The sequence below is a fragment of the Streptococcus hyointestinalis genome (assembly GCF_011039275.1).
Lineage (GTDB): Bacteria > Bacillota > Bacilli > Lactobacillales > Streptococcaceae > Streptococcus > Streptococcus hyointestinalis_A.
Genome location: NZ_JAAKGB010000001.1, coordinates 785627 through 800681, shown reverse-complemented (window position 1 = coordinate 800681; position 15055 = coordinate 785627). Strand labels below are relative to the sequence as shown.

The window sequence follows — 15055 nt, the reverse complement described above, 5'->3', positions numbered from 1 at the left end:
AAATTTCCAATAGCTCTAAAACCTTGTTCATCAAGGGTTACTTTTTCAAGTTGTAGCATGATTTCCAACCACGGTATTCTGCAACTTCACCTAGTTGATCTTCGGTACGAAGCAATTGGTTGTATTTAGCGATACGGTCTATACGTGACAATGAACCTGTCTTAGTTTGACCAGCGTTAGTTGCAACAGCGATGTCAGAGATTGTTGTATCTTCTGTTTCTCCTGAACGGTATGATACAACGGCAGTATCACCAGCTTCTTTGGCCATTTCGATAGCTTCGAAAGTTTCTGTAAAAGTTCCGGTTTGGTTAACTTTGATAAGGATTGAGTTAGCTGCACCTTCTTTGATACCTCGTGCAAGGTAGTCAGTGTTTGTAACGAAGAAGTCGTCACCAACCAATTGAACACGTCCACCAAAACGTTCTGTAAGAGCTTTCCAACCGTCCCAGTCGTTTTCTTCCATACCATCTTCGGTAGTGATGATTGGGTATTTGTTTACTAACTCTTCAAGGTAGTCGATTTGTTCAGCTGCAGTACGTTTAGCACCACCTTCACCTTCGAATTTAGTGTAGTCGTAGATACCATCTTCGTAGAATTCTGCTGAAGCACAGTCAAATCCAAGGAATACTTCTTCACCTGGTTTGTAACCTGCAGTTTCGATAGCTTTGATGATAGTTTCTACAGCATCTTCAGTACCGTCAAATTTAGGTGCGAAACCACCTTCGTCACCAACAGCTGTTTCAAGTCCACGTTCTTTAAGGATGTTCTTCAAAATGTGGAAGATTTCAGCACCCCAACGAAGAGCTTCTTTGAATGTAGGTGCACCAGCAGGTACTATCATGAACTCTTGGAAAGCAAGTGAAGCGTCTGAGTATGAACCACCGTTGATGATGTTCATCATTGGTGTTGGCAGCACTTTAGCGTTGAAACCACCAAGGTAGTTGTAAAGTGGCACTTCAAGGTAGTCAGCAGCTGCACGAGCAACAGCGTTAGATACACCAAGGATAGCGTTAGCACCTGGTTTACCTTTGTTTGGAGTACCGTCACGTGCAATCATAGCACGGTCGATAGCTTGTTGGTCGCGAACATCGTAACCAATAAGTGCTTCGGCGATGACGTTGTTTACATTGTCAAAAGCTTTTTGAGTTCCAAGACCGTTGTAGAGAGACTTGTCACCATCTCGAAGTTCTACTGCTTCGTGCTCACCAGTAGAAGCTCCTGAAGGAACCTTACCGCGTCAGAAGGCACCAGATTCAGTATCAACTTCTACTTCAAGTGTTGGGTTACCGCGTGAGTCAAGGACTTCGCGTGCGTATACATCAGTAATAATTGACATTACATACTCTCCTTCTGAGTTATATTTTTTACATGTTAATATTACCACTTTCTGGCTGTAATAACAAGAAAAAACCCATAGAAAGCGCTTTTCTAACTGAGTTGTTCTCTTTTTGTGACATTATCCTTGGCTTTTGGCTTTCATTTCTGCTTTTTTGGCTTTTTTTCGTTATAATAAAGGCAATTACCTACACAGGAGGCTATTATGACAGACCTTGATAAACAAATTTTACAAAAAGCGACAGGTGAGACAAGATTAAACCCAGATGAGCAGCGTCGCTATTTCGGGACTTTTAGAGAGCGGGTTGTCTTGACCATTGCGCTTCAAGAAGCGCTGACAGAGGGGATACAAAAGACCTTTTCTAAAGCTTTAGAGCGACTGTCACAGACCTTTTCGCCCCTTTCGGTCAAAATCTCGCCAAAACTCAGCACTGAAACGCAGATGTTCTTTATGAAAAAAGCGCAAGATAAGGGATGTTCTGACACGATCGTTGATGAAAATGCCGCCAACGCACCGTTTGGTATTATCGTCCACACGAATAAAGCAGAAAATATCGAAAGCACCGATTTTGCAGTGCAATTTCCAGATTTGTTGGAAGCAATACCAACGCCACACCCTCAAAAGGAATCTTTTTTCAAATAATTATTTGGTCACTAAGACAAAAAGCTGGTTCTACCAGCTTTTTTCGTTTAGTTTTAATAGATTAGCGATATTTTGTGCTGTGCGTATGAGATGTTTTTCAGTATTCTGCAATAAAGTTTCTTGACTGCTTAGAGAAGGGATGCTGGGAAAAGCTGCCGTGATGTTACTAGTCGGAATATCTGGCAAGTCATCAGCCAGACTGCCACAGATGGCAATGTCTGGGGTATTTTGTGGAGTTCGCCTTGCGACTCCAACAGGGGCTTTACCAGATAGACTTTGACGGTCCAGTCGCCCCTCTCCGACAATGACTAGAGCCGCTTTTTGCAAGCGCTCATCAAAATGTGAGTAGTCAAGCACAGCGTCATTACCAGAGACAACTTGACCATTTAAAAAGGTCATCAAGCCCGCTGCCATACCACCTCCTGCACCGCTACCAGGTACAGTGCTGGCAGCAGGATTAGCTTTTTGGTAAAACTGATTCATCGCCTCATCAAAAGCTTTCGTATCTGCTACTGGCAAGCCTTTTTGCTCACCAAAGACATAAGTCGCACCGTTTGGGCCACATAAGGGATTGGTCACGTCAGTGATGATGGTTACTTTTAACTTTTTTAGTGTTTTGGGAACTTGACTGCCATCAATAACGGCGATTTTAGAAAGATTGTCACCGATAGCTTCTAGCTCTATCCCTTGGGCGTCTAAAAAGCGATAACCTAAGACTTTTGCCATGCCAATACCACCGTCGTTGGTGCTTGATCCGCCAACACCAACCATAACCTCTGTGACACCCGCTTGACTCAGATGAACGAGCATCTCGCCGACGCCTTGTGTGCTTAGCTGTAAGGGATTACGCTGTGTCTTAGAAACGAGCTCTAAACCGCAGATACTCGCCATCTCAAAGACAGCAAGATTGCCCAAAACCGCATAAGGTGCTTCTCGCTTATCTCCAAATGAATCGCTGACCAGAGCTGTTTTTGTAGTCATGTGGAGGTTGGTGCTAAGACTTGATAGAGTGCCCTCACCACCGTCTCCAACAGGCAATAAATCAAAAGTCGCTTCTGGATAAACAGACCCAAAACCACTTTTTATCGCTTCTGCCACCTCTAGCGCAGACAAGCTCTCCTTGAAAGAATCTGGTGCTATGAGTATGTGCATGCTGTCCTCCTTATTTGTCGTCCAAAATCGCAAGCACCTGCGTCAAGTCAGCTGTGTTAATTTGGTAAGGTGCTTGTTCTTTAACGATAGGTTTTGCATAAAAGGCAATACCAATGCCTGCCGTCTGAATCATAGGAAGGTCATTGGCACCATCTCCCATAGCGACCGTTTCTGACAGACTAAGTCCATTTTCACTTGCCCACTGCTCTAGGCAGTTTTTCTTAGTTTCTTTGGTCACAATATCGCCTACGACACGTCCGGTCAACTTGCCGTCCTTGACTTCTAGGCGATTGGCTTTGACATAGTCGATACCCAGCTCTTTGGCTCAGCTATCTACGGTCTCGTGAAAACCTCCTGAGACCAAGCCTACCTTGTAGCCTCGTGCATGCACGGTCTCAACCAGCGCACGAGCTCCCTGTGTAAAGTGCATTTCCTGCATGACTTCCTCAAAAATCGTCTAAGGTAGTCCCTTTAGTAATGCCACACGCTCAAAAAGCGCTTGCCTAAAGTCCAGCGCACCCCTCATAGCACGCTCTGTAATGTCTGCCACCTCACGTCCAACGCCCGCTTTTTCTCCCAATAGGTCAATCCCCTCTTCTCGAATCAAGGTAGAGTCCACATCCATCACTAACAATCCCTTAACGCTCATTTACTTCCTCCTTGTTTATTGTATTATTATTTTACTTGAAAATTCTGCTAACTGCAAATGCTATAATACTTCCGCTAGTTTTCTAGGGAAGTTTTCTGTCATTAACGAATTTCCGCACCGACTGTTTCTTCGAGAGAAGCTGTGATTTTGGCCATGTATTTGGCAACTTCTCCATCAGTGAGGTTATCTGTTGGATTTTGGAAGGTTAGGCTGTAAGACATTGATTTGAAGACTTTTTGGATGTTTTCTCCAGCATAGACGTCAAAGAGTTTGATGTCTGTTAGGCGTTTCTCACCTGCGACTTTAATCGCTGCGATGATGTCGCTGTGGCTGGCGCTATTTTCAACCAAGAGAGCGATGTCACGGCTAACGGCTGGGAACTTAGTGGTTTCCTTAAAGACATGCGCTTTGTGGTAATGAGACTCGATAACATCCAGATTGAACTCAGAAACATAAGTCGCACCAATAGCGTAATCTTTAGCGGTTTGCGGGTGCACTTGACCAACAAAACCGGTTTCTTGACCATCTAGAACGATGAGCGCTATACGCCCTGGGTGCATGCTAGCCATATCCTTGGTTGGAACATAGTCAACTTCTAGTCCCAGCTTAGTAAACACGGCTTCTAGAACCCCCTTAGCATGGAAGAAATCAACAGGGACTGCTCTTGTCTGGTAATCTTTTTCCGTTACGAGACCAGATAGGGCAAAGGCACGGCTTGTGATTTCCTTTGGCAGGTCTTCTTTTGGATTGCCAGTCTGCTCAAAGACTTTACCAATCTCATAGAGAGCTAGGTTGGTATTTTTACGGGCGCTGTTGTAGGCAACAGTGTCTAGCTTACCAGAGACGATATTTTGACGTAGAACCGTGCGCTCCACACTCATTGGCCACGTGAGCTCCGTGATCTTACTTGGTTTGAGGGCACATTCAACCGCCTTTTCAGGTGTTGTCAAGGCGTAAGTGATGATTTCGGAAAGCCCCAGTCCTTCAACGATGGTGAGCACTTCACGGCGGAAACGTTGAGAAGTGGTCAATTCACCAACGGTACTACCAGATTCTGGCAAGGTTGTTGGCAGATTGTCATAACCTTAGATACGAGCAATCTCCTCAACCAAGTCGACTTGAATGCTGATGTCCCAACGTCTGCGAGGAACAGATACGGTAAAGTTGTCTCCAGAAATCTCTAAACCAAAGCCAAGTTTCTTAAAGATATCCTTGATGTCATCGGCAGTTAAATCTGTCCCTAGTCGTGCATTGACATAGCTTAGACTGCTCGAGACTTGGGTAGGTTCTGTTGGAAGATTGCCTGCGACTACACGCCCTGCAAGAGTCGCACCACCAGCTAACTCAGTCAGCATAGCAGCCGCAATATCCAGCGCTCCAAGGACAGTGGCGTAGTTCACGCCCTTTTCAATACGTGATGAACTTTCCGTGCACAGATTGAAACGTCCGCTGGTCTTGCGTATGCTTGTTCCGTCAAAGATAGCCGCTCCAAGAACGACATTTTTAGAAGTATCATCAATCTCAGTGTCACGTCCACCCATGACACCTGCAAGCGCTACTGGCTTGTCACCAACGGTAATCACCTAGTCCCCTGCGACAAGCTCACGTGTCGCACCGTCAAGTGTGACTAACTCTTCACCCTCACGGGCTTCACGTGACACGATGTCACGCCCTTCAAACTTGTCTAGGTCAAAGGCGTGCGTAGGTTGTCAAAAGTTCAAGAGGACACAGTTGGTCACGTCAACGACATTGTTAATAGGTCGAATGCCTGCATGCATCAAGAGGTTTTGAAGACATTGTGGGCTTGGTTTGATGGTGACTTTTTCCACAACACGGCTAGCGTAGGTTACGACCTTGTCAGAGGCTATGGCTACTGAAATCTCATAAGCTGCTGGCTTTTCAATCTCAAGAAGTGTACGCTCTGGGAAATGCAATGCTTTACCGTAACTGGCAGCCACTGCATAAGCGACACCACGCATAGAAAGGGCGTCAGCACGGTTTGGTGTAATGGAGAGCTCGATATTCTCATCGTCCACATCAAGATAAGGGAAAATGCTATCACCAGGCACAGCCTCATAAGGCAGAATTTGAATGCCATCTGAGAATTCCTTTGGAATGGTACCGTCTGGCAACCCCTACTCTTGCAGCGAACAAATCATCCCTAGCGACTCCATACCACGAATTTTACCTTTTTTGATTTTATAATTGTCAGCGATACGAGCGCATGGAAGCGCTACAATCACCTTGATACCTGCTTTGATGTTTGGTGCGTCGCTGACTTTCTGTCGTGGGCTTTCATCCCCTGTGTCCACATGACAGAGTTGAAGATGAGTGTCTGGCACATCCTCGCAAGATAAAACCTCACCAACGACTAATTTTGACAGACCCGTCTGTGGGCTTGTCACGCCCTCTACTTCAATTCCTGTCGTTGACATCTTCTCGGCTAGCTCAGCACTTGTCACATCCACATCAAAAAGCTCTTTGAGCCATTTATAAGATACTAACATACACTTGTCACACACGCTAAAGTGTGCTTGCTCCTTTCTATTACTTGAGATATTTACGCATCAACCAGTCGGTGTCTACCTTGTCACCGACAGCAAACTGGTGCTCTGAGAATTTTTCAAAACCGTATCTTTTATAAAGGGCTTGCGCTTTGGTGTTGTGTTCCCAATCGCCTAACCTTGCCCATGTAAAGCCTTGTTCGTTTGCAAGCTCTAGCGCAAAGGTAAAGAGACGTTTGCCCAAGCCTTGTCCTTGGAACTTTTGGAGAACATAGATACGTTGCAATTCAAAGCTATCGTAAAGCTCTTTTTCTGTCTGAGATGCACCCCAGTTGACCTTGAGAAAGCCAGCAACTTCGCCGTCTACGCTGACTAGATAAGTTTCTGTATCTTCTGCTTTTAACTCTTGGCCAAGCACTTCTAGCGTGTAAGCTCCATCATAATACTCTTGCAACTGCTCTTCGGTGTTGGCATGTCAAAAAGTTTCTCGAAAAGTAGTCTTCGCTAGGTCTTGACTGGCCTCTAGCTGGTCAATACCAGCTCTTGTAATAGCATTATCAGTCATACTCTCCTCCTAAAATTGCTCTGTAAAACGGGTGTCTCCTTGGTAGAAGACACGAATGTCATTGATACCGTAGCGCAGCATAGCGCTACGCTCTTGACCTGGACCAAAGGCACAACCTGAGTATTCTTCTGAGTCAAGCCCTGACTTTTCAAGGGCGCTAGGGTGTACCTTACCAGCTCCGAGAATTTCAAGCCAGACAGTTTACTTGCAGACGTTACAGCCGCTGCCGCCACGTTTGAAGCAAGACACATCCACCTCAACAGATGGCTCTGTAACTGGGAAGTAGCTTGGGCGCAAGCGGGTTTGACGCTCAGCACCAAACATTTTTTGGATAATCATCTCAAGTGTTCCTTTGAGGTCGCCCATAGAGTTGTTTTTCCCAACGACTAGCCCTTCGGTTTGGTGGAACTGGTGAGAGTATGTGGAGTCATCTGTATCACGACGGAATACACGCCCTGGTGAGATCATCTTCAAAGGTCCTTTTGAAAAATCGTGGCTGTCCATAGTGCGGGCTTGCACAGGTGAGGTGTGCGTACGCATAAGGGTTTCCTCTGTGATGTAGCAAGTATCCTGCATGTCACGGGCTGGGTGGTCTTTTGGCAGATGCATACGCTCAAAGTTGTAATAGTCCTTTTCAACCTCATAACCTTCCACCACTTGAAAGCCCATGCCAAGGATGGTATCTTCGGTTTCTTCGCTGGTTTGGGTGAGGACATGACGGTGTCCGACCTTCTTCTGTCGACATGGAAGGGTCCCATCCAAACTTTCAGACTCTAGCTTTTTAGCAATGCGGGCTTGTTCAACAAGTTTTGCTTGTTCTTCAAAAGACTTGGTCAATACATCAAGCACTTCGTTGACTTGTTTTCCGACAACTGAGCGCATTTCATGTGATTAATCTTTCATACCTTTTAATAGCTCTGTTAGAGAGCCTTTTTTCCCCAAGACCTGCACACGCAGTTCTTGCAATTCCTTGGCATTGTCAACATGCGTTTCCTTGAGTTTTGCTTGCGTTGATGTACGCAACTCTTCTAGTTGTTCTTGTATATCCATCCTTCCTCCAGTATCTTAACAAAATAGACAACAAAAAAGTGCCAATGCTCCACACACGGTGCATTGACACGCGGTACCATCCGTTTTCTTCTGCTCAGCAGACCTTTATTGAGATCTCCTCATGAGTGAATTCGCCCTGCTTTCTTTTAGCTAACTTCCAGTCACGGTTAGCACTCCCTGAAAAATGCCACAAGGTTACTAGTCTCATAGATCGCTATTTAGTTTCTATCATTTTATCAAAAAGGCTGGTAGATTTCCAGCCTCTTATCCACAGCAACTTCACCATTTGCATAGTTAAAGGTCAAGCCAGACTGGACATTAGGCACAAAAACGTTAAATTCTAAACTGCCGTCAGTCGACTTGGCTCCAAGGTGCGTACCTGAAGCTGGTATATTGTCGCCGTCGTAGATGAGGGTCCCTCGGTAGCGCACATGCTTGTTCTTTTCAAGAGCCTTTCGAACCAGCGTCTCATAGTAGTTTTGCCCTGTCGAGTGGTCACTGTTGGCTTGATTTGCCCAAGCGGCTCGGGTGGCAATATTTTTGGGATTGCTGGTTGAAGAGTCATAGCCTTTCAAGCCACCAACCAAGGCGTAGCCCAGCAAATGCCCTCTGTCCACAGCGTGGTTGTAAGCACCTTTGAGATTGTAGCGCTGGTGCCAACCTGCTGGTGTCCAAGAGGTTGAGCCATTTCCTGTCTCCTCACGGCTCTTGTATTGACGGGTAGCCTTGCTCAACAGCGCATTGGCGACAGTTGGGACGGTTTGACCTTGTACAGTTTTGGTTTTATTATTGGCATAAGGGGCGCTTGACACCTTGGCATTGAGGTTTGTTTTGTTGTTATTGATGATAAAAGCACCTGCCTTATTCCATGTAATACTGCCTTTAAGCTGGCTTTTGACAGATGTGGTCAATACCGACTCGGCTAGACTTTGGCTAGGAGTTTTGCCGACAACTTCTGTCTCTTCTGTCGTTGACTTTGTGGTCTTAGTTTCGAGACTGCTCGTGATTTGACGGACGGGATTGTCCTTGGGATGAACATCCGAATAGCCTAGAGCTAGCGCCAGTACTCCGACAAGACGTGCTGCTGGTGAGTAGGAAGCACGCTTTGCTGTTTTTTTCTTTGCCATATTAGTTTCCTGTGAATTTTCCGGTCAAGTCATGCCAAGTTCATGGCGAGAGGATAGAAAAAGGATTTTTCCCATCACCAATCACGCCGTAGCCAATCACAAGACCCAGCGCTAAAAAGAAAAGACACAGCAGGGCACCCAGCCCCAGCTAGCCAAACTGCTTGACAACGTATCGCCAACCTGTATGCATTAGCCTTCCTCACTTTCACGACGAATAGTAGCACCTGGTACTTGCAGTTTTTCGTGGAATTTGTAGTAACCACGGTCTAGGTGATTGAACTTGCTAACAGTTGTGACACCATCAGCCACCATCCCAGCTAAAATCAGAGCTGCACTTGCTCGCAAGTCTGTTGACATGTCTGGCGCACCTTGCAAATGCTCACCTCCGTGGATGACAGCGGTGTCACGCATGATTTCCGTGCAGAGTCCCATTCGACGCATTTCCTCTAAATGTTGGAAACGATTTTCATACTCCGTCTCTATCATGGTTGATTCTCCAGATACAACCGCCATGAGCGCTATCAACTGCGCCTGCATATCCGTTGGGATGCCTGGGTGAGGGAGGGTTTTTACAGTCACTGGTTTGAGTTTTGCCACATCAGACTTGACACGGATACCGTTTTCCTCCTCAGTCACCTCCTCACCCATTTCCATCAATTTAGAAATCATGGGACGATTGTGCTCCCAGATGGCATTTTTGACAAGGACATCGCCTGATGTCATAGCGGCTGCTACCATAAATGTCCCTGCTTCGATACGGTCTTGAACCACATCGTGCTCAACGCCGTGCAAACTGTCCACGCCGACAATCGTCAGCGTCTAAGTCCCTGCTCCTCTAACCGTAGCGCCCATTTTATTGAGCACAACAGCAAGGTCAACAATCTCTGGCTCACGAGCGGCATTTTCGATAATAGTCGTACCCTCAGCAAGGGTCGCTGCCATCATCAGATTTTGCGTAGCGCCTACAGACGGAATATCCATCTAACTGGTCGTGCCTTTTAGCTTGTCTGCTGTCGCTGTGATGTCCCCACCAGTCTGTGTAATCTCAGCCCCAAGCGCCTCAAGTCCTTTTAAGTGCACATCAATAGGACGGCTACCAATCGTACTACCACATGGCATGGACACAACGGCATGCCCTTTTCTAGCAAGAAGCGGACCTAAAACCACGATAGAGGCACGCATCTTGCTGACGTACTCATAGGGAGCAACGTCTAAAATATCGCCTGTCGCATCTACGGTAACTTGATTGTTTACCTCGTAAAAAGTGACATCCACATCTAAACCAAGCACCACATTATGCATAGTATATACGTCTGACAAAATAGGGACATTGGTTACCGTCGTTTTGCCTTCTTCTGCGAGGATAGTTGCTGCAAGCAAGGGCACAACAGCATTCTTAGCCCCTTCAATCGTTACTTGACCTGACAATCGTGTATTGCCACCTTCAATTATGATTTTATCCATGATCTTCTCCATCTAAAATAGTATCTTGATTATAGCGTAAAGTTTTGTGCTGGTCATTTTTTCTGACTTTTACTGACCTAACATAGCGGTCTGCATGATTGAGAGGACCTCATGCTTAAAGTGACTGACCATATAGCCGATGGCAATGCTGATTAACATCAACAACACACGCAATTGCCCCAGCTTATCTTGAGCATTTTTGACGATTTTGGACCAATCAAAAAGCGTCACCTAGAGGCGGTGCACCAACAAAATAAAAATCAGATGACTCATCAAAATCACAAGTGATAAGATATATTCCATGCTATCATTATAGCGTATCTTGCTGTAATCACCAAACAGCAAGTAAGAGTATAGTCCGCTCCCACAACTAACCACCTCTAGCTGGAGGTGGTTTGTTGTCTTTAAAGGATGCTTAGGTTTTCTTTTATTTTAACAGGACTTTCTCCTATTAAAATACTATAGCATTAATTTTCTCATTTTTTTAATTATTGTATGCTCTTTCATCCATTCTTTTTGCCTCTTTGCTGTATTTCTCCTAAAAATCGCCTACAGACCCATGAAAATACAGCATTTATCGCTATTATAGACATAGCAAGTTAGGTGACTTATGTATCAGATACGATTCTTTCTCCCCTCATTTCATAGATTGCGCTCTTTGATTTTTGAGAGTCTCAGGGATTTATTTCCTTTTGCCTTGCTCTATGCCTGGATGCATATCTTTCAGCAACTTTTCTGTTTTGAAAATGCCTTTTTTCTAGAAACAACTGGTTTTCTAAAGGGCAAGCAGATTGTTGTTGCACTATCGATGGGGCTAGGCACACTCTCTGACTTCCTCCTGTCTTTTTTGATGGGGCATTTTGTAGAGACCTTCATGCGCCGCAGTCTAGAGGATAGCACTATTGATTGGCAACTGCCGTCTTTGATTGGTTTTTTGACCACTTGGCTCTTGTTTACCACAGATAGCACCTGCGAGCGGATTTATTACAATATCCAGCCGTTTTGGTTGCTTTTGGTTCTCTTTGGTTTGGTGATTGTCTTTGTTATCATGCTTATGAGTAGCCGTTTTGCTTATGTCAATCGCTTTTTAGGCATTCTCCTACTGTATGGGGCTTACAGTTTTAACCAAGCCGCTCAACGAATCCCTTATCTCTATCTGGATTTTTTGCTGCAAACTATTTTTGAAAGCCTTTTAGGCAATGGACATGGTCAACTGCTTAGCGTACTTTTGTGGTCCGTTCTTGCTACTATCATGCTGGTGTTTGGGTTTACGCCACCTTTTATGCTGAATACTCCTGATTTGGGCGTGACTGTAGCTGGTGAAAATATCACAGCGGCTCTAGACAATACTGTCTCAACCTTCCCACACCTCTTTACCTTTTACACCTTTCAAGACTGCTTTGCTCTTTTTGGAGGGATTGGTATGCTCCTAGCGCTACTGATCAGCGTCCTAGGCAGTAGCCGCATGCTTAACAATAAACGCTACCTTTACATCGCTCTATTGTCTGCTATTCCGCTTCTTTTTGACCAACAACTGCCATTTTTCCTTGGATTGCCCATTCTCTTTCAGCCGATTTTGTTGATTCCTATGGTAGTATCAACTGTCCTCGCCGAGTTACTTGGTGCTCTAGCACTTCCTCTACTTCTGCTCAAGCCAGCAGTCTATGCAACACCTGTTGGAACACCAAGTGTCCTCTTTGGTTTTCTCACTTCAAACGGCGATTGGCGCTATCTCGTCTTTACCTTTGGGCTCTTGGGCATGTCTATTTTCATTTACCGCCCCTTTGTCACACTCGCTTTTAGAAAGGAAGAAAAACAAGATGAAATGGTTTAAAGGCTCCATTGCTCTCCTGCTTTTCTCTCTTCTAGCGACCATGGCGGTTTTGGGACGGCGTTATGTCAATGACATCACAACCACGCAACACCGTATCAATAATTCTAAGATGACGCCGACCTTCTTAGTGCCAGGCTCTAGTGCCAGTCACGTGCACTTCAATACACTCCTCAAACAGCTCAATAAAATGGGCGAGAAGCACAGCATTCTAAAGCTGACGGTTAAAACCAGCGGTAAAATCGTCTACAAAGGCAAGCTCGACACCAATGACCGCTAGCCTTATATTGTTATCGCTTTTGAAAATTACAAAGATGGCTACAGAAACATAAAAAAACAGGCTGCCTGGCTCAATGAAGACATGCTAGCACTACAAAAACGCTCTAACTTCATGCGTTTCAACGCTCTTGGACACTCTAACGGTGGCTTGAACTGGACAATTTCCCTAGAACAGTACATTGACTCTGATGATTTTGAGATGTAGACACTGCTAACCATCGGAACACCTTTTAATTTTGAAGAGAGCAACAGCTCTAACCGCACGCAAATGCTCATAGATTTGATTGCCGCTAGAGCAAATATCCCAAGCAATCTCTCTGTCTATAACCTCGAAGGAACGAATACCTACGATGCCGACAAGATTGTCCCACTGGCTAGTATCGAAGCTGGTAAATACATCTATCAAAAAGTCGTAAAACACTACACACAAGTAACCGTGACCGGTGATAATGCCAGTCACTCCGACCTGCCAAGTAACCCCGAGGTCATCAAATACATCGCTGAAAAAATCGTCTACAAAGATAAAAAAGAAAAAGGAATCGCCAAACTCTAGTCTCCTTTCGAGAAAGCATAATACGATTGAAAGATTCAATCGTTTTTTAGCATTTATTACCTACGTTGATACGGTTAAGCGCACGTCTAAGAGCCACTTGAGCACGTTGCACCTCATCAGGTCTGTGCTCTTGCTTAGCGACTTCGATAGCACGCTCAGCACGCAATTTAGCACGCTCAGCACGGCTAACGTCAATGTCACGCTCACGCTCTGCAGAATCCGCTACAATCGTTACAACATTGTCTTTGATTTCAATGATGCCACCATTGACTGCAAGCCAATCTACATGTTTCTCATCATCTACACGGCGTACTTTCCACTCGCTGACCTTCAAAGGAGCAAGCAGATTGATATGCCCTGGCAAAATACCGGTTTCCCCTCCTCTAGTCACTGCGTGAATAAAAGTAGCACGGTGATCGTATTTCGGACCATCAGGTGTCTCTACTTGAACAGTCATTTCTGCCATCATGTCACCTCATTAGTAATTCATTTTTTTGGCTTTTTCAACAACATCATCGATTCCACCAACCATACGGAAGGCATCTTCTGAAAGATCATCGTGTTTACCTTCAAGGGTTTCCTTGAAGACACGAACCGTTTCTTCTACTGGTACGTAAGAACCTGGTTGTCCTATCAAGGTTTCAGCAACGTTAAAGTTTTGTGAAAGGAAGAACTGGATACGACGGGCACGTCCAACCAAAGTTTTTTCCTCTTCTGACTACTCATCCTTACCAAGAATAGCAATGGTATCTTGCAATTCACGGTAACGTTGAAGGACACGTTGCAATTCTGTTGCGTCTTGGTAGTGTTCCTCACCAACAATCTCTGGTGCCAAGGCACGTGAGCTGGAAGACAGTGGATCCACCGCTGGGTAAATCCCCATTCGGGTCAATTTACGCTCAAGGTTGGTTGTTGAGTCCAAGTGAGCAAATGCTGTTGCTGGCGCTGGGTCAGTGTAATCAGCCGCTGGCACATAGATGGCTTGGATAGAAGTAACAGAACCTTTTGTTGTTGACGTGATACGTTCTTGCAATTGCCCCATTTCAGTAGCAAGTGTTGGTTGGTAACCAACGGCTGACGGCGTACGCCCAAGAAGCGCTGCTACCTCAGAACCTGCTTGAGTGAAACGGAAGATATTGTCGATGAAAAGAAGCACGTCTTGACCTTCGACGTCCCGGAAATACGCCGCAATCGTCGGACCAGTCACAGCCACACGCATTCGAGATCCAGGTGGCTCATTCATCTGACCATAGACCATGGCAGTCTTTTCAATATCGCCAGATTCCTTCATTTCCCTGTAGAGGTCATTCCCTTCACGTGTACGTTCCCCAACACCTATCAACACAGAGTTACCACCGTGTTCTTGGGCGATTTGATGGATTAACTCTTGGATAAGGACGGTCTTACCTACTCCGGCTCCACCATAGAGTCCTACCTTTCCTCCTTTTAGGTAAGGCGCAAGAAGGTCAATATCCTTGATACCTGTCTCTAAAATTTCTGAAGAGGTTGACAATTCATCAAATGATGGGGCTTTTTTATGGATAGGCTCACGCTCTGCATCTTCTGCATAAGGTCCTTCAAGGTCAATGGTATCCCCAAGAACGTTGAAAACTCGACCTAGAGTCTTGTCTCCAACAGGGACACTAATAGGTCGACATGTATCAAGAACTTCCATTCCACGAGTATGCCCATCGGTTGATTCCATAGCGATCGTACGTACTACTCCGTCTCCTAACTCACGTGCTACTTCGAGTTCGATTTTTTGACTTTTATCGCCATTTTTATCAACAATCAATGCATTGTTTATCTCAGGAAGTTTGTCATCTGTTGAGAACGCAACGTCATCAACAGGACCCTCGACATGAGCAATTTTGCCTGAGCTCATTTATTTCTCCTTCTAAAC

General features: G+C 45.3%; 7 protein-coding genes and 8 pseudogenes. 3 read left to right on the top strand and 12 right to left on the bottom strand.

All coding sequences use genetic code 11. The annotated features are described in order from the left end of the window. Nucleotides 1-37 precede the first annotated feature (37 nt). A pseudogene (gene eno / locus G5B60_RS03885) lies at nt 38-1336 on the bottom strand (phosphopyruvate hydratase). A gap of 204 nt (nt 1337-1540) precedes the next feature. Between eno and G5B60_RS03880 the strand changes: the two are divergent. Then, on the top strand, nt 1541-1978 hold the full coding sequence (locus tag G5B60_RS03880; RefSeq protein WP_164682739.1) for a YueI family protein: 438 nt from the start codon (nt 1541-1543) through the stop codon (nt 1976-1978). A 30-nt stretch (nt 1979-2008) separates the two neighbouring features. On the opposite strand, the gene G5B60_RS03875 is transcribed toward G5B60_RS03880, so the two are convergent. From G5B60_RS03875 to G5B60_RS03835, 9 genes and pseudogenes are all read right to left on the bottom strand, one after another. Beyond that, entirely contained in the window at nt 2009-3130 is a 1122-nt protein-coding gene (locus tag G5B60_RS03875) for a glycerate kinase family protein (protein ID WP_164682737.1), read from the bottom strand. 10 nt (nt 3131-3140) lie between these two features. After that, nucleotides 3141-3779: pseudogene (serB, locus tag G5B60_RS03870) on the bottom strand (phosphoserine phosphatase SerB). A 101-nt stretch (nt 3780-3880) separates the two neighbouring features. Continuing rightward, a pseudogene (pheT, locus tag G5B60_RS03865) lies at nt 3881-6286 on the bottom strand (phenylalanine--tRNA ligase subunit beta). 40 nt (nt 6287-6326) lie between these two features. Beyond that, nucleotides 6327-6848: pseudogene (locus G5B60_RS03860) on the bottom strand (GNAT family N-acetyltransferase). Between the two features lie 9 nt (nt 6849-6857). Further along, nucleotides 6858-7898, bottom strand: a pseudogene (pheS, locus tag G5B60_RS03855) (phenylalanine--tRNA ligase subunit alpha). A 236-nt stretch (nt 7899-8134) separates the two neighbouring features. Then, on the bottom strand, nt 8135-9025 hold the full coding sequence (locus G5B60_RS03850) for a DNA/RNA non-specific endonuclease (RefSeq protein ID WP_164682735.1): 891 nt from the start codon (nt 9023-9025) through the stop codon (nt 8135-8137). A gap of 40 nt (nt 9026-9065) precedes the next feature. Then, the gene (locus G5B60_RS03845) at nt 9066-9155 is read right to left on the bottom strand and encodes a DNA-directed RNA polymerase subunit beta (RefSeq protein WP_430523657.1); all 90 of its coding nucleotides are present in this window, start codon (nt 9153-9155) and stop codon (nt 9066-9068) included. 59 nt (nt 9156-9214) lie between these two features. Beyond that, nucleotides 9215-10489 (bottom strand): annotated as a pseudogene (gene murA, locus G5B60_RS03840) (UDP-N-acetylglucosamine 1-carboxyvinyltransferase). Nucleotides 10490-10558: 69 nt separating this feature from the next. Further along, a complete protein-coding gene (locus G5B60_RS03835; protein WP_241154491.1) occupies nt 10559-10720 on the bottom strand; it encodes a DUF1146 family protein in 162 nt (53 codons plus the stop codon). A 379-nt stretch (nt 10721-11099) separates the two neighbouring features. Between G5B60_RS03835 and G5B60_RS03830 the strand changes: the two genes are divergently transcribed. Both G5B60_RS03830 and G5B60_RS03825 read left to right on the top strand, forming a co-directional pair. Then, nucleotides 11100-12323 carry a PTS sugar transporter subunit IIC gene (locus G5B60_RS03830; RefSeq protein WP_164682733.1) on the top strand — a complete coding sequence of 408 codons (1224 nt, stop codon included), beginning with the start codon at nt 11100-11102 and terminating at the stop codon, nt 12321-12323. Continuing rightward, a pseudogene (locus G5B60_RS03825) lies at nt 12310-13152 on the top strand (alpha/beta hydrolase). The gene G5B60_RS03830 and the pseudogene G5B60_RS03825 overlap by 14 nt, the downstream one beginning before the upstream one ends. A 46-nt stretch (nt 13153-13198) precedes the next feature. On the opposite strand, the gene G5B60_RS03820 reads toward G5B60_RS03825, so the two are convergent. After that, nucleotides 13199-13618 carry a F0F1 ATP synthase subunit epsilon gene (locus tag G5B60_RS03820; RefSeq protein ID WP_164684154.1) on the bottom strand — a complete coding sequence of 140 codons (420 nt, stop codon included), beginning with the start codon at nt 13616-13618 and terminating at the stop codon, nt 13199-13201. A 12-nt stretch (nt 13619-13630) separates the two neighbouring features. Further along, a pseudogene (gene atpD / locus G5B60_RS03815) lies at nt 13631-15037 on the bottom strand (F0F1 ATP synthase subunit beta). Nucleotides 15038-15055 lie beyond the last annotated feature (18 nt).

Excerpts from the sequence above, each read along its gene's own strand:
- G5B60_RS03820 (WP_164684154.1), bottom strand. The coding sequence starts at position 13,618 with ATGGCAGAAATGACTGTTCAAGTAGAGACACCTGATGGTCCGAAATAC.
- G5B60_RS03850 (WP_164682735.1), bottom strand. The coding sequence starts at position 9,025 with ATGGCAAAGAAAAAAACAGCAAAGCGTGCTTCCTACTCACCAGCAGCA.
- G5B60_RS03830 (WP_164682733.1), top strand. The coding sequence starts at position 11,100 with ATGTATCAGATACGATTCTTTCTCCCCTCATTTCATAGATTGCGCTCT.
- G5B60_RS03880 (WP_164682739.1), top strand. The coding sequence starts at position 1,541 with ATGACAGACCTTGATAAACAAATTTTACAAAAAGCGACAGGTGAGACA.
- G5B60_RS03875 (WP_164682737.1), bottom strand. The coding sequence starts at position 3,130 with ATGCACATACTCATAGCACCAGATTCTTTCAAGGAGAGCTTGTCTGCG.